We start from the raw sequence: 20,590 nt of genomic DNA, 5'->3' as shown, positions 1-20,590 counted from the left end.
CCACCCAGCCCCCACCGCCGGTCTTCATCCGGTCCTGACCACGACGAGAGTCCGCCGCCATGTACGAGCTGTCCCGGGTCCGCCTCTACTCCATCGGGCCTGCCGGTGCGCGCTACGCCGACACCGTGCTCGACCTGCGCGGAGTCGGCGAGCCGGTGCCCCGTCCCGCCCCCACCCAGGCGGAGTTCTTCGAGGACGAGCCGGTCGGCCCGCCGCGCCGCCCGGCCCCCGCAGGAGTGCTCTTCCTGGAGAACGGCGGCGGCAAGTCCGTACTGCTCAAGCTGATCTTCTCGGTGATGCTGCCCGGCCACCGCAACACCCTCGGCGGCGCCAGCTCCGGCGTGCTGCGCAAGTTCCTGCTCGCCGACGACTGCGGGCATGTCGCCCTGGAGTGGCAGCACACCCTCACCGGCGAACTGGTCGTGGTCGGCAAGGCCAGCGAGTGGCGCGGCCGTCAGGTGTCCAACGACCCGCGCAAGTTCGCCGAGGCCTGGTACTCCTTCCGGCCGGGCCCCGGGCTCAGCCTCGACTCGCTGCCGGTCGCCGAGTCGACCGCCGTCCGGCGGCCCGTGGAGGGCGTCTCCGGCGCGCGGGGCCGACGCCGCACCATGAAGGGGTTCCGGGACGCCATCACCGAGGCGGGCAAGGCGTATCCGCACCTCGACGTGTACTGGGAAGAGATCCACGACCGCTGGATCGAGCACCTCGGAGACCTGGGTCTCGACCCCGAACTCTTCCGCTACCAGCGGGAGATGAACGCCGACGAGGGAGAGGCCGCCGGACTCTTCGCGGTGAAGAAGGACTCCGACTTCACCGATCTGCTGCTGCGCGCCGTCACCGACACCCGCGACACGGACGGGCTCGCCGACCTCGTCGGCGGCTTCGGCAACAAACTGGGCCGCCGCGCCGAGCTGACCGCCGAGCGGGACTTCACCGCGGGCTCCGTCGACCTGCTCGGCCGCATCGTCGACGCCGCCGACTCCCGGTCCCGGGCCCGCGACATCCACTCCGTCGCCGAGCGCCGCACCCGCACGCTCGCGCGCAGGCTCACGGCCCGCGCCGCCGTCGAACGCGACCGCGTCGGCGACCTCGCCCAGCAGGTCACCGCCGCGGCCCACACCGTCACCGAGGCGGACGGCGCCCGTGGCCGAAGCGCGCTCATCGCCGCCGAACTGGCCTACCGGCACGCCTCCCTGGCCCTCACCGTCGCCGAGAAGGCCGCCGCCGCCCAGCGGCGCGAACTGAGCGACGCCCGCACGCTCCACTCCGCCTGGCAGGCCGCCGAGAACGTCCTGCGCCACCGCGCCGCCGCCGACCGCTCGGCGCGCGTCGCCGTTGCCATCCGTGAGGCCGAACGCGACGCGGCACCCGCCCTGGCCGCCCGCGCCACCGCCGCCGCCGACCTCGTCCGCGCGCTGCACTCCGCCGCCGCCGACGGCGAGAGCCTGGCCAACGAGGAGGAGGAGCGCTCCGCAGCGCTCCAGGAGGTCGGCGAGGCCGCCCACCGCGACGCGACAGCGGCGGCCACCGAGGCGCAACGGGCCCGCAGCGAGACCGGCCATCTGCGCCAGCGGCTCACCGAGGTCGAGCAGGAGACCGCCGAGGCGGTACGGGCCGGCTGGCTCGACGACACGGCCCCCGACGCCGACCCGGCCCGCGCCGCGCTCGCCGCGAGCGACGCGGAGAACTCCGCCGTCGCCGCCTGGGACACGGCCAGGGAGGCCGCGCGCGCGGCGGCGGACCTGGCCAGGGACGCGGCGGCGGCGGAGTCCCGCGCCGAACTGTCCGAGGCCCGCGCCGTCGACGCCGCCCGCGCCGCCGAGCACGAGTACGAGGCGGAGCGCCGTACCGCCGAGTCCATCGCCGAGGAGGAACGCCTCACCGAACTGCTCGGACTGCCCGGTGCCCCGGCACGAGCGGGCGTCCCCGGGCCGCGCAGCGGCGCCCAGGACGGCCCGTCCGGCCCCTCGGAGGGATCGGGGCCCGGCAAGGCCCCGGAGCCCGGCTCAGGAGCCTCGGGAGGCCCTGGAGGCCCCGGGGGTACGAAGCGCCGGGACGGCACCGGCACCGGAACCGCCGTCGGGCAACTGTCCCGAGCGGCCGGCCCGGACCCGCACCCCACCGGTCAGGGCCCCCTCACCGCCGAGGAGCTGGACCGGTACGCCGACGAACTGCGCGAACTCCTCGACCAGGGCGTCGTCGCCGCCGAGCGCCAACTGTTCGACCTGCGCACGGCCGCCGCAGACGACTCCCGCATCCTCGGCGCACTCGGCGACGGCGGACTGCTGCCGCCGGGCCCCGACGTACTGGCCACCGTCGAATACCTCGGCGAACACGGCATCCCCGCCCTCCCCGGCTGGCGCTACCTCGCCCAGGCCGTCGACCCCGCCGACCACGCCGCCGTCCTCGCCGCCCGGCCCGAACTGGTCGACGGCGTCGTCATCACCGACCCCGCCTCGCACGCCCGGGCCCGCGAAATCCTCTCCGGCGCCGCCCTCCTGCCCCGCTCGGCCGTCGCCGTGGGCACGGCCGCGGCGCTGCTCGCGCCGGTACCGGGCCCGGACCCGCTCGGTACGGCCGGCGGTGAGGACACCGGCGTCTTCCTCGTCCCGCCCAACCCGGCGATGCACGACGAACACGCGGCCGACGCCGAACGGCAGTCCCTGCGCACCAAGGCGACCGCACGCGACGAGGAGATCCGTACCCTGTCCGCCCGGCTCTCCGCCGACCGGGCCATCGCCGCGCGCCTCGGCTCCTGGCGGGCCACCTGCGCGCCCGGCAGGCTGGCCGAACTCGCCGAGACCGCACACGCGGCCCAGGAGGTGGCTCGGGCGGCCGGCGCCGAACTCGCCGAGGCCCGTACCGTCCGGACCGAGGCCGACGAGGCCGCCGCCGACACCGCACGGGTGCGCGACGAACGCCAGGAGGCCGCCCAGCGCGCGCGCCGCGTCGCCGACGCACTCGCGGGCCTCGCCTTCCGGCTGCGTGAACGGGCCGGCTGGCAGGTCAGACTGCGCGCCCTCGCCGGCGACGCAGCCGAGGCCGAAGCCCGCGCCACCGCCTGCCTCGACCGCGCCCGCGCCGCCGACGAGGACCGCCGCGCCGCCCAGCGCGCCGCCGACGACGCCCGCCGTACGGCCCGTGCCCTGCGGGCCGAACGCGCCGAGATCGCCGGCGCCCCCGAGAACCTGCCCGAGCCCGGCGCGAACGCGCCGCGCACCGCCCTCCCCGCGCCGCGCACCGCCCTCCCCGCGCTGCGCGAGGCCTACCGCGCCGCCTCGCAGCTGTACGAGAAGGTCGGCGTCGGCGCCGACCTGCGCGCCGAACAGGCCCACGCCGAGAGCGACGAAGGCGCGGCCCTCGCCGAACTGGACCGGCTCAGCAACAAGGTCCGCACCCGCGCCGCCCAGCTCCTGGAGAGCACGGACGGCGCCGACGGGCCGTCCCGGCAGGCCGCGGCGGCCCGCGCCGAATCCCTCGTCCAGATGCTGGAGTCACGCGCGTCGGCCGCCAGTGAGCAGCTGGGCCGGTTGCGCGGCGAGGCCGAGCGTCTCGCACCCGCCAAGGGCGAGGCGCACACGGACCTGCCCGAGAGCCGGGTCCCCACCGACGTGGACCAGGCACAGGCCCTGCTGCGCACGGCCACCGGGGAACTCGCCACCCGCACCGACGCGTTGGACACCGCCCGCGCCGCGCACAGCGAGCTGCTGCACGCCCACCGCACCGCCGAGGACGCCACAGGCGGCTTCGAGGACACCGCGGCCCTCCTCGGCGACCTGCTCAGGGGCTCGGCCCACGAGGACGGCGACGAGGCGACGGAAGAGCCCGAGCCGTACCCGGGGACGATCGAAGAGGCTCGCAACGCCGCCGCCGAGGCCCGCCGTTCGCTGCGCGGCTGCGCCACGGACCTGTCAGCCGCCGAGGCCGCCGTCCGGGAAGCGAGCGACATTCTCGTACGGCACGCCAACTCCACCCGCTACGAACAGGTACGCACCCCGGCCCGCCAGCAGATCCGTGAACTGCCGGCGACCGCGCTGCCCGACCACGCCGCGAAGTGGGCCGCCGCCTTCGCGCCCCGGCTGCGTGTGCTCACCGACGAGTTGGAGCAGTTGGAACGCAACCGGGACTCCATCGTCGACCGGCTGCGCGGACTGGTGGAATCCGCGCTCACCACCCTTCGCTCGGCGCAGCGGCTCTCCAGGCTGCCCGAAGGGCTGGGGGAGTGGTCCGGCCAGGAATTCCTCCGGATCCGTTTCGAGGAACCCGACCAGGCGACCCTCACCGAACGGCTCGGCGAGGTCATCGACGAGGCCACCCGTGCCGCCCTGAAGAAGAACTCCGACCTCCGCCGGGACGGGATGTCCCTGCTGCTGCGCGGCGTCCAGGCTGCCCTCCAGCCCAAGGGCATCGCCGTCGAGATCCTCAAGCCGGACGCCGTGCTGCGCGCGGAGCGCGTCCCGGTCGGGCAGATGGGCGACGTCTTCTCCGGCGGCCAGTTGCTGACCGCCGCGATCGCCCTCTACTGCACGATGGCAGCGCTCCGCAGCAACGACCGGGGACGGGACAAGCACCGGCACGCCGGCACGCTCTTCCTCGACAACCCGATCGGCCGCGCCAACGCCACGTATCTGCTGGAACTCCAGCGGGCCGTCTCGGACGCCCTCGGCGTCCAGCTCCTCTACACGACCGGTCTCTTCGACACGACGGCACTGGCCGAATTCCCCCTGGTGATCCGGCTGCGCAACGACGCGGACCTGCGGGCCGGCCTGAAATACATCAGCGTCGAGGAGCATCTGCGGCCGGGACTTCCCCAACAGGACCCGGACGGCCAGACGGTGCACGGCGAGATCACGGCGACGCGGATGTTCAGACGCTCCCAGACCGCGACCGCCGGCCCCGGCGCCGCGCCCGCAGCGACTCCCCCCACGGCGGAGGCAACCGCCTCGCAGTCGGCCGACGAAGGGCCGGAAGCCGACGGGGAGTCGGCCGACGGTGCGCCGGCCGCCTCCTCACAGGCTCAATAGACAACTCGTCCCCGACGGCCGCCGGGGCGCGGGCGTTCAGGCTTCGGAGAGCCTGCCGGCGCCCCGGCGTCGTATCCGCACGCCGTCACGCTCCGCCGCCCGCTCCGTACGCCTGGCCCGGCGGCGCTCCCGGCGCAACTGCCGCGCCGTGCTGCTCGGCACCGACACCACGCCGTGGCGCTGGTTCCACACCTGACGCGTCACCCACACGTCCAGCACCCCCCACGTCGCCACCACCGTGCTCGCCACGCTGCTCAGCACCATGGGGAAGGCCAGCCAGGAGCCCGCGAGTGTGGAGAAGAACGCCACCATCGCCTGCATCAGCGTCAGCGCGGCGATGATCACGGCACGCACCGCCGCCGTCCGCACCGGGTCGGGCATCCGGCGTCCTATCGCGGGCTCCTCCACCCACAGCCGCCGCGAGAGGCCCGTGCCCCGCGGGGCGGGCAGCTCGACCTCGACCTCCGCGGGCCCCCGCGTGGCAGCGTCCCTGTCCCCGTCCCCGCGTCCCGCCGTGCGTGCCCGTGCCTTCGTGCCTGCCTTCGTCGCCGATTCCGTGTCCGACTTCGTATTCATGGACCGTAACTCCCCACCACTGTCCGACATCAGGGTGACTGCCCGGCGCCGGCCGCTTCACGCGGACCATGGCACCCAATGTGTGGCGCGCAGCGCAAACAGCGCCCACCGCCCGCCCCGTCCCTCGCCCCGAATTCCCTACCCTGAGCCGGTACTTCCGTATGTCAGTACCCATACACATAGACGACCGACAGATCGGGAAGATTCCCGCGGGCGTACAGTTCCGGCCATCGAAGCGATTGCGAAAAGTGACGCCCCGGCAGGTACTGTGCGCCTCAGCGGCGAAAGTCATCTCCGTGAATACCGGGACAACTCATGACTATCTCGTCTGGTTGGGGCCGAAAAGCGCCCGGACATGTCTTCGAGTTGCCGGTGTGGCAGTAGTAGGCTCGCGCCGTTTGTTGACGAGGTTGTCGATTCTGACGAAGACGGCTTCCACATCGGGTGGAAGGTCGAGCTGGGGGAGACCATGCGCTTTCGCGGGAAGTCCATCCGCCGGAAGATCGTGGCGCTGCTCCTTGTGCCGCTCGTCTCCCTCACGGCCCTGTGGGCATTCGCCACCACACTGACCGGCCGCGAGGCCAACCAACTCCTCGACGTCGCCTACATCATCGACAAGGTCGGCGACCCCGTGGAGAACACGGTCCGGGTGATCCAGCAGGAGCGCCGCCAGACCCTCATCTACCTGGCCGACCCCCGCAACTCCGACTCCCTCTCCGAGCTGCGCCGACAGCGCGCGGCCACCGACCGGGCCGTCACCAAGATCAAGGCGAACGCCGAGAACCCGTCGGTCCGCGACGAGATGAGCGACACCACATCGGCGCGGCTGACCTCGCTCACCGACGCACTGGACGGTCTCGGCGCGCTGCGCCGCTCCGTCGAGAAGAGCACCGTCACCCGGGGCCAGGCGCTGGACTTCTACAACAGACTCGTCGACCCCTGCCACAACTTCCTGTCGGCGCTGCACGTGCTGGAGGACGTGGAGCTGGACAAGCAGGCTCGCGCCCTGGTCGGTGTGGACCGCGCCCAGGAGATGCTCTCCCGTGAGGACGCGCTGGTCGTCTCCGCGCTCATCACCCGCCGCACCACCTCCGACGAGATCCGGCTGATCTCCAACCTGGTGGCCAACCGCACCCTGCTCTACGAGACCAACCTCGACGTCCTGCCCGCCTCGGAGCGCGAGATCTTCGAGCAGTACTGGGGCGGCCCCGGCACCCAGCCGCTCCGCGAGGCGGAGGAACAGCTCATCGCCGCCGGTCCCGGCAAGGACCCGGCGTCGGTGGACGCCGCACGCTGGCAGGAGATGACCAACCCGGTGCTCGAAAACCTCGCCCGCGAGGGCGAGGCGGCCGACGACCGCTACCAGGACCGGGTCGAACCGGCCGGGTTCAACGTCCTCGTACTGGCCGGAATCGCCGGCGTCCTCGGATTCCTCGCGCTGCTGGTCTCCCTGATCGTCTCCGTACGCGTCGGCCGCAGCCTCATCCGCGACCTGTCCGGCCTCCGTAAGGAAGCCCACGAGGTGTCCGGCGTCCGGCTGCCGAGCGTCATGCGGCGTCTCGCGGCGGGCGAGCAGGTCGACGTCGAGACGGAGGCCCCGCGACTGGACTACGAGCGCGACGAACTGGGCCAGGTCGGCCAGGCGCTCAACACGCTCCAGCGCGCCGCCGTCGAAGCGGCCGTGAAGCAGGCCGAGTTGCGGCACGGCGTCGCCGAGGTGTTCGTCAACCTCGCCCGCCGCAACCAGGTCCTCCTCCACCGCCAGCTCACGCTCCTGGACACCATGGAGCGCCGCACCGAGGACACGGACGAACTCGCCGACCTCTTCCGCCTCGACCACCTGACCACCCGCATGCGGCGCCACGCCGAGGGCCTGGTGATCCTCTCCGGCGCCGCGCCCTCCCGCCAGTGGCGCAAGCCCGTCCAGCTCATGGACGTCGTACGGGCCGCGGTCGCCGAGGTCGAGGACTACGAGCGCGTCGAGGTCCGCAGGCTGCCGCGGATCGGCGTCGGCGGCCCCGCCGTCGCCGACCTCACCCACCTCGTCGCCGAACTCCTGGAGAACGCCACGGTGTTCTCGCCCCCGCACACGGCGGTACAGGTCCACGGCGAACGCGTCGCCAACGGCTTCACCCTGGAGATCCACGACCGCGGCCTCGGGATGAACTCCGACGACCTCCTCGACGCGAATCTGCGGCTCGCGGAGACACCCGAGTTCGAACTCTCCGACACCGACCGCCTCGGCCTCTTCGTCGTCAGCAGGCTCGCGCAGCGCCAGAACGTCCGGGTGTCGCTCCAGCCGTCTCCGTACGGAGGCACCACCGCGATCGTGTTCCTGCCGGCCGCTCTCCTCACGGAGGCGCCCGAGACGCAGGGCACCGGATTCCGGCTCGACCGGCAGAACCTCACTGCCGAGAACGGCCGTGGACGCGCCGACGGCAGGCTGGCCTCGCTGTCGCAGGTCCCCACCGGACTCACCGGGAACCGCTCCGTGCTCGACGGGCCCATCGAGCTCGAACCACCGCTCACCGGCCGGGAGTTCGAGGAACGGCCGGTGGCCGCCGACAGCGTCGACGCCGTCAGCGACCTCGGCAGCGCCGATCTGGACGACACGGAGAGCGAACGCGGCGGAATCTTCCGCGCCCGCGAACATCTGCGTGACAGCGGCCGCGGCACCCGCGGGCGCGAGACGGGCCTGCCGCGCGGGCCCGGCATCGAGGACCTCCACGAGCAGCACCGTCAGGCCGCGGACCACGACGGCCCACAGGGCCGTGAGGGCCGCGGTGCCGAGCCGCTCGGCTTCCCCGAGCAGCTTCCCCGCCGCAGCCGCAAGACCCCGAAGCTGGTCGCCGACCACGGACGGCGCCTGGACGAGCGGGGCGGAGCCCACCCGGCGACCGAGCCCACACCGGACGCACCCACGCCGGCCGCGCCCGCCCCGGCGCCGTCGCCGGCCCGCGAGCAGTCGTCCGGCCCGGCGCCGGCCTTCACGCCCGCGCCCGCTCCGGCCTCCCGCCTCGTGCCCCCCACACCCGAGGGAGCCGCCGCCGTGACACCCGATGAGAACGGCTCCGCCGCCCCGCTCGGCGGCCTTCCCCGGCGCGTCCGCCAGGCCAGCCTCGCGCCCCAGCTGAAGGACGCCGTACGCGAGGACGTCGAGACGCCGCAGGCCGACGTGCCGGAGCGGGACTACGAGCGGGACGCGGAGGAAGTCCGCAACCGTATGGCTTCCCTGCAACGGGGCTGGCAGCGTGGCCGTCAGCAGAACAACGCCGAAGACAGCGATGGCACCGAGGACGTCAACGGCCCCGGCGACACCACAGGAACGACACCGGAGGGGGACGGTCGATGACCGCACCGAAAGCCGCAGCATCCGATTCCACACGCCGCGGATCCGTTCCGGGCGACCTCAACTGGCTCCTGGACGAGCTGGTGGAACGGGTCGGCAGCATCCGTAAGGCGATCGTCCTGTCCGGGGACGGTCTCGCCACGGGAACGTCCAAGGAGCTCACCCGCGAGGACGGCGAGCACCTCGCCGCCGTCGCGTCCGGCTTCCACAGCCTGGCCAAGGGTGTCGGCAGGCATTTCGAGGCGGGCAAGGTCCGCCAGACCGTCGTCGAGCTCGACGACGCCTTCCTCTTCGTGACGGCGGCGGGCGACGGCAGTTGCCTCGCCGTACTCTCCGACTCCGACTCCGACGTCGGCCAGGTGGCCTATGAGATGACGCTCATGGTCAAGCGCGTCGGCGTCCACCTCGGTGCCGCACCACGCGCCGGACAGCCCGCCACAGGGTGAGTTGAATGTCATGAGTCACGCAGGCGAGGATCAGAAACACTGGTTCGACGGAGACGCCGGACCGGTGGTGCGCCCGTACGCCATGACACGCGGCCGGACCAGCAGCGCGACCCGGCACCGGCTCGACCTGATCGCCATCGTCATCCCGGCGCCGGCCGCGGACGATCCCTCCGGTGACCGGACACTGTCTCCCGAGCATGTGGAGATAGTCGAACTCTGCAGAGCCGGCCCCCAGTCGATAGCGGAACTCGCCGCGGGCCTCGACCTCCCCGTAGGGGTGGTCAGGGTCTTCGTGGGGGACCTGGTCGAGAGCGAACTCGTGCACGTAACCCGTCCCGTTCCGCCGGCCGAGCTGCCGGACGTGAACATTCTCCGCGAGGTGATCAATGGTCTTCGGGCGCTCTAGCCGTGGACAGCGGCCGATCGAGCCGGTGACTCTGAAGATCCTGGTGGCCGGCGGCTTCGGGGTGGGCAAAACCACCATGGTGGGCGCGGTGAGCGAGATCAAACCGCTGCGCACCGAGGAGGTGCTGACCGAGGCGGGACGGCCCGTCGACGACATCGCGGGCATCGAGAGCAAGACCACCACCACGGTCGCCATGGACTTCGGGCGGATCACCCTCCGCGACGACCTTGTGCTCTACCTGTTCGGCACGCCGGGCCAGGACCGCTTCTGGTTCCTCTGGGACGAACTGGCCCAGGGTGCGCTCGGCGCGGTCGTCCTGGCCGACACCCGGCGGCTGGAGGACTCCTTCGCGGCGGTCGACTACTTCGAGCGCCGGGACATTCCCTTCGCCGTCGCCGTCAACTGCTTCGAGGACGCCGCCCGATTCCCGGCCGAGACGGTCCGCACCGCGCTCGATCTCGACCCGGAGGTGCCGTTGCTGATGTGCGACGCGCGCAGCCGGGAGTCCGTGAAGGACGTTCTGGTCGCGGTCGTGGAACACGCCATGATCCGTGCGCGGAAGCAGCGCGAGCCCGCGGTCACCACCTGACGCACGTCGGGCACAGGCCCGGCGGGGCCGCTGACGGCCCTACGGACGGAACACGGCCCGCACCCCCACCGACAGGGGTACGGGCCGTGAGTCTTCGGTGTACGGCTCCGACTGCCGCCCGCCCCGTCCCTCCCGCCCGTGCGGATGGAGCGTCTGCGCCGGCGGGACACCGGTTCGGCGCGTCATTGACCCACAGAGTCGCCGGTTCGGCGGCTCAGCGGTTCTCGGCGAGCCACTTCGCGGCGATCTCCGCCAGTTCGGCATCCCGCCCCGCCAGCATCATCCGGATCATCTGCGTGTCGCCGCGCAGCGACCACGCGGGATGCCCGAAACTCGCGGGGTTGTTCTTCTCGATGAAGAAGTGCGCGGGCCAGGCCGTCCCGTAGCCGATCAGGGGCAGCGCCGCCGCGTACCGCTTCCGGCCCCGCGCCAGTCCGTAGACACTCACTGCGAGGCCGGTCAGAGTCCCCGTCAGATGCACCCAACGCGTGGCCGCGCGGGAGTGCATCGCCACGTAGTAGGGCCAGAATTCTTCGTACGACTCGTATGTCGCCGGTGTATCCGTTGCCATACGGGCACCGTAACGGCTCCGCCGGGAACCCGAAACGGGCAGGAGGAGAACCAAGAACGGGCTTCGTGCGTCCGAGAGTAGTGAGCGGTCCGGCCGGAGCCCACGGGGGTGGTCCCGGCCGGCCGTTCACGACTGATCGTCCCGAGCCGTCAGTACGTCCCGGACCGTTCGTCCCGCGCCGTCAGTGACCGGCGACCGATCGCCAGGACACCGGGAAGTCGAAGTAGGTGTCGGGGAACACCTCCGGCTTGTGGGTGAAGTGCCACCACTCCTCGGGGAGGTTGGTGAATCCCACACCGGCCAGCGTGCTCTTCAGGAGCTGCCGGTTCGCCCGCTGCTCACCCCGGACCCGCGGATCGTCGGTGTGGGACAGGGTGTCGAAGCAGTCGTAACCGGTGCCCATGTCGATGGAGTTGTCCCGGAACCGCTCGCCCTGCGGCGCGTAGCAGGGGACCTGCTTCTCGCCGGGCGCATACGGCCGGGTGGGCTTGGCCGGCAGCTTCACGATCGTCAGGTCCACCGTGCTGCCACGGCTGTGCCCGGACTTCTCGGCGATGTAGCCGTCGGCGAACAGCCTCGACTTGTCGACCCTCGGATAGAACTCGGGCTTCATCGTCTCGTCCTCCAGGTCCTTCGCCCAGCGGACGAAGTGGTCGACGGCCCGCTGCGGGCGGTAGCAGTCGTACACCTTGAGCGAGTAGCCCTGCCGCAGCAGCTTCCACTGCGCCCGCTGAAGAGCCCGCGCCGCCGGGCGCGTGAGGATACAGAGCGGCTGGTCGTAACCGTCGACCCGCTCTCCCATGAAGTTGTGCGGGGTGGTGTAGCGCATGTCGTGGATGATCGTCGGTGCCACGGTCGGCAGCGCCACGAACTCCTCGGGTGCCGAGGGCCCGGCGGTCCGGGAGCCGGTGCTCGCGCCGGACGCCGCCGGAGCTGCGGCGGTCACGGCGAGCAGGGTGGCCGTGGTGGCGGCCAGCGCGCGGAGTGCGGAAGCGAGTCGTGTCATGGGCACACCGTCTATCAGTTCCCCGGCCCCCGGGAAAGGGTGATCGGCTACAGTCCGCGCGTGGCCGACCTCAAGAACCGCTCCGTGAAGGACTCGCACTGCGACAGCTGCGGCGCGCCGTACCCGGCCGACGCCGGCCGGCCCCGCACCTGCTACGTCTGCGGCGCCACCGCCTACCGCAATCCCCTGCCGGTCGCGGTCACCCTGCTGCCCGTCACCGACGAGCGGGGCACCGCCCTCGTCGTCATCACCCGCACCATCGAACCCCGGAGCGGCCATGTCGCCCTCCCCGGGGGCTACATCGACCACACCGAGGACTGGCGGCACGCCGCCGTACACGAACTCCGCGAGGAGACCGGCATCGAGGCCGACGCGGGCGACGTACGGCTCGCCGACGCCATGAGCTCGCCGGACGGCCACCTGCTGCTCTTCGCGCTGCTGCCGGAACGCCCCGTCGCCGAACTGCCCGCGTCCGTGGCCACCGACGAGACGACGGGCTGGCAGCTGCTGCGGGCCCCGGCCGAGCTGGCGTTCCCCCTGCACACGCGGGCGGTACGGTCGTGGTTCGCCGGCCGTTACGACAACGCCCCGGAGCCCACGCCCTAGGTGTTCTGTCCGTCCCGCCGGGCTGACGGTCCGTCCCAACCCCTCACCCGCACCGGCAGTTCCGGCGGTGCCACCCCGTCGTCCGTCACCCGCTCCACCACCACCTCGTCGCCCACCAGCCGCGAGGTGTACCGCTCCACCTCCGGGTCCGCCCACCCGTCCCCGGGGTCCCGCACCACCAGCCCGCCGCCCGTACGCCCCGGCGCCGGCCGCCACACCTCCAGCTCGATGCCCCCGGACGTCCCGTCGGGGTCCGCCCGGCCGAGGACCGGGATCACCGCGCCCGCCCGCGCCAGCACCGGAATCCGGGACAGCGGCGCGTCCACCCGGATCCGGCCCGGTCCCTCGTACGCCGCCCCCGTCGCCGTGTCGTACCAGCGCCCGCGCGGCAGCCGCACCGCGCGCCGGTCCGCACCGGCCTCCAGCACCGGCGCCACCAGCAGGGAGTCCCCGAGCAGAAACGCGTCCTCGCAGTCCCGCAGCGCCCGGTCCTCCGGCGCGCCCCACCACACCGGACGGACGTACGGCGCCCCCGTCAGCCGCGCCAACTGCGCCAGCGTCACGAAGTACGGCCCCAGCCGCACCCTCTCCAGGAGAGCGGCCCTCGCATGCCCCAGCACGTCGTCGCCGAACTCCCACGGCTCCCTGCGCCCCGCGTCGATGGCCGCGTGCGTGCGGAACAGCGGCAGCCAGGCGCCCAGTTGGTACCAGCGCAGATACAGCTCAGGCGTCGGACTCCCGGTGAAACCGCCCACGTCCGGACCCGAGTACGGCACCCCGCACAGGCCCAGCCCCAGCACGAGCGAGAGCGAGGCGCGCAGCCCCGGCCAGCCGGACGCCACATCGCCCGACCAGGTGCCGCCGTACCGCTGCATGCCGGCCCACCCGGAACGGGAGAACAGGAACGGCCGCTCCTGCGGCCGCAGCCGCCGCAGCCCCTCGTACCCGGCCGCCGCCATCGTCAGCCCGTAAACGTTGTGGGCCTCCCGGTGGTCACCACCACGTCCGTCGAGCACGTGCCTGGCCGACCGGGGCAGTGTCCCGCCGCCGAACGGCGCGAAAGACACCGGCTCATTCATGTCGTGCCAGACCCCCGAGAAACCCTGCTCCAGCCGCTCCTCGTAAAGACCGCCCCACCACTCACGCACCGCCGGATCGGTGAAGTCCGGATAGACGCACTCGCCGGGCCAGACCTCGCCCCGTACGTCGTCACCGCGCGCGTCCCGCACGAACGCGCCGGCCGCCGAGCCGCTGTCGTACGTCTGGTTCCCCGGCGCGGCCTTCACCGCCGGATCCACGATCGACACCAGCCGCACCCCCTGGGCCCGCAACTCCTTGGCGAGAGCGGGCAGATCGGGGAAGTTCCGCCGGTCGACCGTGAACACCTGATGCCGGTCGTAGTGATCGATGTCGAGATGGAACGCGGACAGCGGCAGCCCGCGCCCGCGGTAGCCGGCCACGATCCGCCGGACCTCCTCCGCGCTGCCGAAGCCCCACCGCGCGTGCTGCGGCCCCAGCGCCCACGAAGGGGGCGGCGCGGGCACACCGGTCAGCGCCGCCCACCCGTGCAGCACCCGCGCGGGCGTGCCGAGCAGCACCCAGCAACGCAGCGGGCCGCCGTCCATCCGCACCTCGGACGTGCCCGGCCGGTCATGACCGGAGCCCGCGCCCTCCTCACCCTCTTGAAGAGTGACGCGCCCGTCCCACGAGTTGTCGTAGAAGGCGAGATGCGTGCCCGCGTCCGCCACCACCAGCTGCACCGGCATCGTGATGTACAGCGGATCGTCACCGGGACCGAAAGAGCCCCCCGGATCGGTGTTCCAGAGGCGGTACACGCCGTCACGCAGCCGCGGCCCCGACGCCCGCCCACCGAGGCCGAAGAAACGCCCGTCGGCGGCCACCTCGGCGCGCTGAGCCCACCGTGCGGGACCGCTTCCGTCCACCGGCTCCCACCAGCGCGGCGGCAGCTCACGGCGCAGCACGACACCCCCGGGCGTCGCCACCTCCACAGCGCCGTGCTGCGAGACCGCCACCGTCACCCGCTCCGACACCACCCGCCAGCCGCCGTCCTTGTCGGGCTCCAGCACGGCCCGCGGATCCGGCTCGGGCGGATCGCCCGACAGCGCGTACGACGGCGACGGCCCGTCGCCGTCCCATCCCCAGAAGACGGCGCCGCCGACAGCCACCCACACCCGCAGCTCGGCCCGCGCGAACCGGACGATCCCTCCGCCCGCCAGCGGCTCCGCCCCGCTCACCGCACCGGGCACCCTGGCCCGCTCCGCTCCGCGCGCCGGCAGATCCCGCCCGTCGGTACGCCGCCGACGCCAGGCCGACCGCACCGTCCGCATCCTCCGCAGCGAACCGGCATCCTTCATCGAGCGCAGCAGCTCACGACCGTTCATGCTGCTCAGCCTGCCATCCGGCCGAGATCGAACGGGCCGCGTTCAACTCCCGTTCACCCATGGTGCGACCACATGTCGCCGGGGCCCCGTCCGGGCACCCGGCACGGCATGTCTGGTGCGAAAGACGATCACGTGGCATCGTCCGTGGGAGGCGGGGCGCTCCACCACACAGGTGCGCGGCGCCCCTCGCACAGGACGCGTCCGAGCCAGACCGGGAGCCACCGCATGACCTCAGCAGCCAGTCCAGCGCCACTGTGGGAGCCGGACGCCGACCGGATCGCGGCCGCGCACGTGACCAGGTTCCAGGCATGGGCGGCCGAACGGTACGGGGCCCCCGCCGACGGCGGCTACGAGGCGCTGCACGACTGGTCGGTCACCGAGCTCGAAACGTTCTGGAAGGCCGTCGCCGACTGGTTCGACGTACGGTTCTCCACCCCGTACGAACGCGTGCTCGGCGACCGCGCCATGCCGGGCGCCGAATGGTTCCCCGGCGCCACCCTCAACTACGCCGAGCACGCCCTGCGCACCGCCGAAGACCCGGCGCGCGCCGACGAACCCGCGCTCCTCCACGTGGACGAGACACAGGAACCGACGCCCCTCAGCTGGGCCGAACTGCGCCGCCAAGTGGGCTCACTGGCCGCGGAACTGCGCGCCGTCGGCGTACGCCCCGGCGACCGCGTCAGCGGCTACCTCCCCAACATCCCGCAGGCCGTCGTCGCGTTCCTCGCCGGCGCCGCCGTCGGAGCCGTCTGGACCTCCTGCGCACCCGACTTCGGCGCCCGCAGCGTCCTCGACCGCTTCCAGCAGATCGAACCCGTCGTCCTGTTCACCGTCGACGGCTACCGCTACGGCGGCAAGGAACACGACCGCACCGGGACCGTCGCCGAACTCCGCGCCGAACTGCCCACCCTGCGCGCCGTCGTGCACATTCCACTGCTCGGCACCCCGGCGCCCGAGGGCGCCCTCGACTGGTCCGCCCTCACCTCCGCGGACACCGAGCCGGTCTTCGAGCAACTGCCGTTCGCCCACCCGCTCTGGGTCCTGTACTCCTCCGGCACCACCGGCCTGCCCAAGGCCATCGTCCAGTCGCAGGGTGGCATCCTCCTCGAACACTTCAAACAGCTCGGCCTGCACTGCGACCTCGGCCCCGGTGACCGCTTCTTCTGGTACACCTCCACCGGCTGGATGATGTGGAACTTCCTCGTCTCCGGCCTGCTCACGGGAACGACGATCGTCCTGTACGACGGCAGCCCCGGCTACCCCGACACCGGCGCCCAGTGGGGCATCGCCGAACGGACCGGAGCCACACTCTTCGGCACCTCGGCCGCGTACGTGATGGCCTGCCGCAAGACGGACGTACATCCCGCACGCGACCACGACCTGTCCAAGATCGCCTGCGTCGCCACCACCGGATCACCCCTGCCGCCCGACGGATTCCGCTGGCTCCACGACGAGGTCGCCGACGACCTGTGGATCGCCTCCGTCAGCGGCGGCACCGACGTCTGCACCTGCTTCGCCGGCGCCGTCCCCACCCTCCCCGTCCACATCGGCGAACTCCAGGCAGCCTGCCTCGGCACCGACCTCCAGGCCTGGGACCCGCAGGGCGAACCGGTCATCGGCGAGGTCGGCGAACTCGTCGTCACCAACCCCATGCCGTCGATGCCCGTCAAGTTCTGGAACGACCCGGACGGCAGCCGCTACCACGACAGCTACTTCGACATGTACCCCGGCGTCTGGCGGCACGGGGACTGGATCACCCTCACCGACCGCGGCTCGGTCGTCATCCACGGCCGTTCGGACTCCACCCTCAACCGCCAGGGCGTACGGATGGGCTCCGCCGACATCTACGAAGCCGTGGAACGCCTCCCCGAGATCCGCGAATCACTGGTCATCGGCCTCGAAGAGCCGGACGGTGGCTACTGGATGCCGCTCTTCGTCCATCTCGCCGAAGGCGCCGTACTCGACGACGACCTGCGCGCCCGGATCAAGGCGACCATCCGCCAGGAACTCTCCCCACGCCATGTCCCCGACACGGTCATCCAGGTCCCGGCCGTCCCCCACACACTCACCGGCAAGCGGATCGAGGTCCCGGTGAAGCGCCTGCTCCAGGGCACGGAGCTGGCCAAGGCGGTCAACCCCGGCTCCGTCGACAATCTCGAACTGCTCCACTTCTACGAGTCCCTGGCCCAGGAACGCCGCACGAACCGCTCGTGAGCGCCGTTGTCAGACCCCCCGATTACTCTGAGTGAGCAGTGATCGACAGTGCTCAGGGGGAAGTCATGGCGCACAGAAACCGCGGGAACGCGAACCGCAAGAACACGACCGGCAAGAACGCCAGTACCGGCGAGAACGCCGCACGGACGGGTACGGCCGGCACATCGCGCGGCACACGGAGCGAACTGCGCGCGCTGCGCCGCGAAGTGCCGTGCACCGTCGGCCTGCTCGCCGACGGGCAGGACTTCGCCACCATGCGGCGCTACCGCACCTTCACCTTCGACGACCACCGGAGATATCTCCGGCAGATCGACGGACTGCTCCGCACACTCGCCACCGAGGGAGCGCACACCTCGGTCGCCCTCTTCGACCCGGAGGAGTTCGCCGAGTACTGCGCGGAGACCGGACACGCCCCGGACACCGTGGCCAGCCGGGGTCGCTTCACCGCACGCATCGCGGCGACCGGGGGCGCCCTCGTGCCCTACACCGGACAGCCCGTCGAGCAACTTGTCCCACAGCTCATCAACACCGCCGTCCGCAAGGCCACATGGGAGTACGCGACGATGGTCCTCGCCGACCTCGGGGAGTGCGCCGACTGCGGCGTGGACATCGGACGCGCCTCCTTCGACCGCGCCTCACGGCTCCTCACCCATCTGATCGAACGGGCCGGACCGGGCACACACCATCTCGTCTGCAGCATCCCCACGCCGGACGAACAACTCCTCGCGGCCCTCCATCTGGAACGGCCCGACACCGGCCCGGCCCGTCTCGACGCGTCCGAGAGCGCGGAGTTCGTCACCGTTCTCGCCGCCGGCATCGCGCTCGACAGCCACGGCGGAGTCGTGCTCCGTACGACCCGGCCCGGCGCCCCGGACAGCCTCCACGGCTGGCGACTCGGGCAGAGCACCCTCGCACCACTGAGCGAGGGCCAGGTCTTCAGCGCCTACTGCACCGACGCCGACACCGGAGAACCGCTCTCCCCGGAACCGGGGGTGGAGTATCGCGCGGGATTCGACCTCGGCATCGAGGACCCGGACATCCACCGCTGAACGCGAGGAGCTTCCCGCCGCGACGCGACGGGAAGCTCCTGCGGACGCGGGACCGGTCGAACCGCCGGTCCACCGGTTCACTCGCCGGACAGCACCGCCTGAGCGGCCGACCTCGCCCCCTCGGCGGTGTCGGCGGCCCGCGCGGCGGCAGCGGCACGCTCGCACTGCGCGAGAGAGAACTTCGCCAATGTCGCCCGGACGTAGGGGATCGACGCGGCGCCCATGGACAGCGACGTCACACCCAGCCCGGTGAGCACACACGCCAGCAACGGATCGGAGGCCGCCTCACCGCACACACCACAGCTCTTGCCCTCGGCCCCGGCCGCTTCCGCGGCCATCGCGACCAGGTCGAGCAGAGCGGGCTGCCACGGGTCCTGCAACCGCGAGACCGCGCCCACCTGCCGGTCGGCCGCGAAGGTGTACTGCGCGAGGTCGTTGGTCCCCAGCGAAAGGAACTCGACCTCCTGAAGAATCGAACGCGCCCGCAGAGCGGCCGACGGAATCTCCACCATGGCACCGAACTTGGCGTTGAGCCCCGCCTCGCGGCACGCGTCGGCGAACGCCCTGGCATCGGTGCGGTCGGCCACCATCGGCGCCATGACCTCCAGATACACCGGCAGACCCTCGGCGGCCTTCGACAGCGCGGTCAACTGCGTGCGCAGCACGTCCGGGTGGTCCAGCAGGCTCCGCAGCCCCCGCACACCGAGCGCCGGATTCGGCTCGTCCGCGGGTGTCAGGAAGTCCAGCGGCTTGTCGGCGCCCGCGTCCAACACCCGTACGACCACCCGGCCTTCGGGGAACGCCTCCAGCACCTGCCGGTACACCTCGACCTGCTTCTCCTGCGACGGCGCCCGCTTGCTGTCGTCGAGGAACAGGAACTCGGTACGGAACAGACCCACACCCTCGGCGCCCGCGTCGACGGCCGCCGGCACATCGGCGGGACCACCGACGTTCGCGAGCAGCGGCACCTTGTGCCCGTCGGAGGTCGCACCCGGCCCGGAGGAGGCGGCCAGCGCGGCCCGCCGCGCCGCGGCCGACTCCTCCAGCTCCGCCCGCTTCTCGGTGCTCGGCTCGACGAACACCTCACCGGTGCTGCCGTCGACAGCCACCATCGTGCCCTCGGCCAGCTCACCCGCACCGGGCAGCGCCACCACGGCGGGCACCCCCAGCTGGCGCGCCAGAATCGCGCTGTGACTGGTCGGCCCGCCCTCCTCGGTCACGAACCCGAGCACGAGCGTCGGATCGAGCAACGCCGTGTCGGCGGGCGCCAGGTCACGAGCGATCAGTACGTACGGCTCGTCGCTGTCCGGCACGCCGGGCATCGGCACCCCGAGCAGCCGCGCCACGATCCGGTTCCGCACGTCGTCGAGGTCGGCGACCCGCCCGGCCAGATACTCACCGGCCCCCGCGAGCAGCGCCCGGTAGGACGCGAAGGCGTCGTACACGGCCCGTTCCGCCGTGCTCCCGACGGCGATACGCCGCTCCACATCGGACATGAGCTCCGGGTCCTGCGCCATCATGGCCTGCGCTTCGAGCACAGCTTGTGCCTCACCGCCGGCCAGATTGCCCCGAGCGATCAGATCGGCGGCCACGGCCTCGACGGCCTGGCGGGCGCGCCCCTGTTCGCGACCGGCCTCCTCGGTCGGGATCTGCTTGGCCGGCGGTTCCAGGACCGCCGTGCCCATGTGCCGAACCTCGCCGATAGCCACCCCGTGGCTGACGCCGACGCCTCGCAGCGTTGTCTGCATTGCACCCGTCTCCGGTTGTGCGGCGACCGACCGGGTCGCCGCGGTTGATGAACTGACCGCCGGTCATGACGGCCGACGGCCGTGACGACTGTGTCGCGGAGGTCACCGCCAGCCGAAGAGGGCGTCTCCGGCCTTCACTTCGCCGTCCCGGACGACCTCGGACAGCGCGTCGGCGCTCGCGTCCAGCGCCACCACAGGGCACACCGGCGACTTCCCGGCCGCCTCGACGTCGGCGGGGTTCCAGCGCACGACGGCCTGACCGCGCGTCACGGTGTCACCCTTGGTGACGAGCAGGTCAAACCCCGCGCCGTTGAGCTGGACGGTGTCGATGCCCAGATGGGTCAGCACGCCGTGTCCCTCGGCGTCGAGGACGACGAAGGCGTGCGGGTGCAGGGAGACGACGATGCCGTCGATCGGCGAAACGGCCTCGGACGGTTCACGAACAGGGTCGATCGCGGTACCGGGCCCGACCATCGCATCGGAGAACACCGGATCCGGCACAGCCGCGAGTCCGATGGCGCGTCCAGCAAGTGGGGACGTCACGCTGGTCATGGGGGAGCCTCCCAGGGGGCGGAGATTCGTCTGACGCCGTCACTACCTGTCA

Annotated in this window: 14 protein-coding genes; 8 read left to right on the top strand and 6 right to left on the bottom strand. The window is 72.3% G+C overall.

Annotated features, from left to right (window positions below; genetic code table 11):
- Positions 1-59 precede the first annotated feature (59 nt).
- A complete protein-coding gene (locus SSPS47_RS04155; protein WP_239064769.1) occupies positions 60-5,024 on the top strand; it encodes a hypothetical protein in 4,965 nt (1,654 codons plus the stop codon).
- Positions 5,025-5,060: 36 nt separating this feature from the next.
- Here the strand turns inward: SSPS47_RS04155 and SSPS47_RS04150 are convergent, their stop codons facing one another.
- Positions 5,061-5,600 carry a hypothetical protein gene (locus SSPS47_RS04150; protein ID WP_239064768.1) on the bottom strand — a complete coding sequence of 180 codons (540 nt, stop codon included), beginning with the start codon at positions 5,598-5,600 and terminating at the stop codon, positions 5,061-5,063.
- Between the two features lie 469 nt (positions 5,601-6,069).
- Between SSPS47_RS04150 and SSPS47_RS04145 the strand changes: the two genes are divergently transcribed.
- Genes SSPS47_RS04145 through SSPS47_RS04130 form a run of 4 tightly spaced genes read left to right on the top strand, consistent with a single transcriptional unit; the run spans position 6,070 to position 10,390 of the window.
- Positions 6,070-8,952, top strand: coding sequence for a nitrate- and nitrite sensing domain-containing protein (locus SSPS47_RS04145; protein WP_164248823.1), 2,883 nt, complete (start codon positions 6,070-6,072; stop codon positions 8,950-8,952).
- Complete coding sequence (locus SSPS47_RS04140) at positions 8,949-9,395, top strand: roadblock/LC7 domain-containing protein (protein ID WP_147877524.1); 447 nt, start codon at positions 8,949-8,951, stop codon at positions 9,393-9,395. The genes SSPS47_RS04145 and SSPS47_RS04140 overlap by 4 nt, the downstream gene beginning before the upstream one ends.
- Before the next feature lie 10 nt (positions 9,396-9,405).
- A complete protein-coding gene (locus SSPS47_RS04135; protein WP_164248821.1) occupies positions 9,406-9,801 on the top strand; it encodes a DUF742 domain-containing protein in 396 nt (131 codons plus the stop codon).
- Positions 9,782-10,390, top strand: a complete 609-nt coding sequence (locus tag SSPS47_RS04130; RefSeq protein WP_147877522.1) for an ATP/GTP-binding protein — start codon at positions 9,782-9,784, stop codon at positions 10,388-10,390. The genes SSPS47_RS04135 and SSPS47_RS04130 overlap by 20 nt, the downstream gene beginning before the upstream one ends.
- Positions 10,391-10,604: 214 nt before the next feature.
- On the opposite strand, the gene SSPS47_RS04125 is transcribed toward SSPS47_RS04130, so the two are convergent.
- Both SSPS47_RS04125 and SSPS47_RS04120 read right to left on the bottom strand, forming a co-directional pair.
- Positions 10,605-10,961, bottom strand: coding sequence for a DUF962 domain-containing protein (locus tag SSPS47_RS04125; RefSeq protein WP_164248819.1), 357 nt, complete (start codon positions 10,959-10,961; stop codon positions 10,605-10,607).
- A 181-nt stretch (positions 10,962-11,142) separates the two neighbouring features.
- Positions 11,143-11,967, bottom strand: a complete 825-nt coding sequence (locus tag SSPS47_RS04120; protein WP_164248817.1) for a M15 family metallopeptidase — start codon at positions 11,965-11,967, stop codon at positions 11,143-11,145.
- Between the two features lie 60 nt (positions 11,968-12,027).
- Between SSPS47_RS04120 and SSPS47_RS04115 the strand changes: the two genes are divergently transcribed.
- Positions 12,028-12,573, top strand: a complete 546-nt coding sequence (locus SSPS47_RS04115) for an NUDIX domain-containing protein (RefSeq protein WP_164248815.1) — start codon at positions 12,028-12,030, stop codon at positions 12,571-12,573.
- Here SSPS47_RS04115 and SSPS47_RS04110 read toward each other — a convergent pair.
- Positions 12,570-14,975: a glycoside hydrolase family 31 protein gene (locus tag SSPS47_RS04110; protein WP_164248813.1), complete on the bottom strand. Its 2,406-nt coding sequence runs from the start codon at positions 14,973-14,975 to the stop codon at positions 12,570-12,572. The genes SSPS47_RS04115 and SSPS47_RS04110 overlap by 4 nt on opposite strands.
- Before the next feature lie 225 nt (positions 14,976-15,200).
- Between SSPS47_RS04110 and SSPS47_RS04105 the strand changes: the two genes are divergently transcribed.
- Together SSPS47_RS04105 and SSPS47_RS04100 are read left to right on the top strand one after the other, a co-directional pair.
- Entirely contained in the window at positions 15,201-17,189 is a 1,989-nt protein-coding gene (locus SSPS47_RS04105; protein WP_164248812.1) for an acetoacetate--CoA ligase, read from the top strand.
- A gap of 65 nt (positions 17,190-17,254) precedes the next feature.
- Positions 17,255-18,238, top strand: coding sequence for a hypothetical protein (locus tag SSPS47_RS04100; protein WP_164248810.1), 984 nt, complete (start codon positions 17,255-17,257; stop codon positions 18,236-18,238).
- A 77-nt stretch (positions 18,239-18,315) separates the two neighbouring features.
- Here SSPS47_RS04100 and ptsP read toward each other — a convergent pair whose 3' ends face one another.
- Positions 18,316-19,986, bottom strand: a complete 1,671-nt coding sequence (ptsP, locus tag SSPS47_RS04095) for a phosphoenolpyruvate--protein phosphotransferase (RefSeq protein WP_164248808.1) — start codon at positions 19,984-19,986, stop codon at positions 18,316-18,318.
- Positions 19,987-20,088: 102 nt separating this feature from the next.
- Complete coding sequence (locus SSPS47_RS04090; protein WP_164248806.1) at positions 20,089-20,538, bottom strand: PTS glucose transporter subunit IIA; 450 nt, start codon at positions 20,536-20,538, stop codon at positions 20,089-20,091.
- Positions 20,539-20,590 lie beyond the last annotated feature (52 nt).

The sequence above is a fragment of the Streptomyces sp. S4.7 genome, assembly GCF_010384365.1.
Classification (GTDB): domain Bacteria; phylum Actinomycetota; class Actinomycetes; order Streptomycetales; family Streptomycetaceae; genus Streptomyces.
This window is presented reverse-complemented; position numbering and strand designations above follow the sequence as displayed.

Coding starts and splice junctions, on each gene's coding strand:
- SSPS47_RS04140 (WP_147877524.1), top strand. CDS start 8,949: ATGACCGCACCGAAAGCCGCAGCATCCGATTCCACACGCCGCGGATCC.
- SSPS47_RS04105 (WP_164248812.1), top strand. CDS start 15,201: ATGACCTCAGCAGCCAGTCCAGCGCCACTGTGGGAGCCGGACGCCGAC.
- SSPS47_RS04100 (WP_164248810.1), top strand. CDS start 17,255: ATGGCGCACAGAAACCGCGGGAACGCGAACCGCAAGAACACGACCGGC.
- SSPS47_RS04150 (WP_239064768.1), bottom strand. CDS start 5,600: ATGAATACGAAGTCGGACACGGAATCGGCGACGAAGGCAGGCACGAAG.
- ptsP (WP_164248808.1), bottom strand. CDS start 19,986: ATGCAGACAACGCTGCGAGGCGTCGGCGTCAGCCACGGGGTGGCTATC.
- SSPS47_RS04120 (WP_164248817.1), bottom strand. CDS start 11,967: ATGACACGACTCGCTTCCGCACTCCGCGCGCTGGCCGCCACCACGGCC.
- SSPS47_RS04155 (WP_239064769.1), top strand. CDS start 60: ATGTACGAGCTGTCCCGGGTCCGCCTCTACTCCATCGGGCCTGCCGGT.
- SSPS47_RS04145 (WP_164248823.1), top strand. CDS start 6,070: ATGCGCTTTCGCGGGAAGTCCATCCGCCGGAAGATCGTGGCGCTGCTC.
- SSPS47_RS04090 (WP_164248806.1), bottom strand. CDS start 20,538: ATGACCAGCGTGACGTCCCCACTTGCTGGACGCGCCATCGGACTCGCG.
- SSPS47_RS04130 (WP_147877522.1), top strand. CDS start 9,782: ATGGTCTTCGGGCGCTCTAGCCGTGGACAGCGGCCGATCGAGCCGGTG.
- SSPS47_RS04125 (WP_164248819.1), bottom strand. CDS start 10,961: ATGGCAACGGATACACCGGCGACATACGAGTCGTACGAAGAATTCTGG.
- SSPS47_RS04110 (WP_164248813.1), bottom strand. CDS start 14,975: ATGAACGGTCGTGAGCTGCTGCGCTCGATGAAGGATGCCGGTTCGCTG.
- SSPS47_RS04135 (WP_164248821.1), top strand. CDS start 9,406: ATGAGTCACGCAGGCGAGGATCAGAAACACTGGTTCGACGGAGACGCC.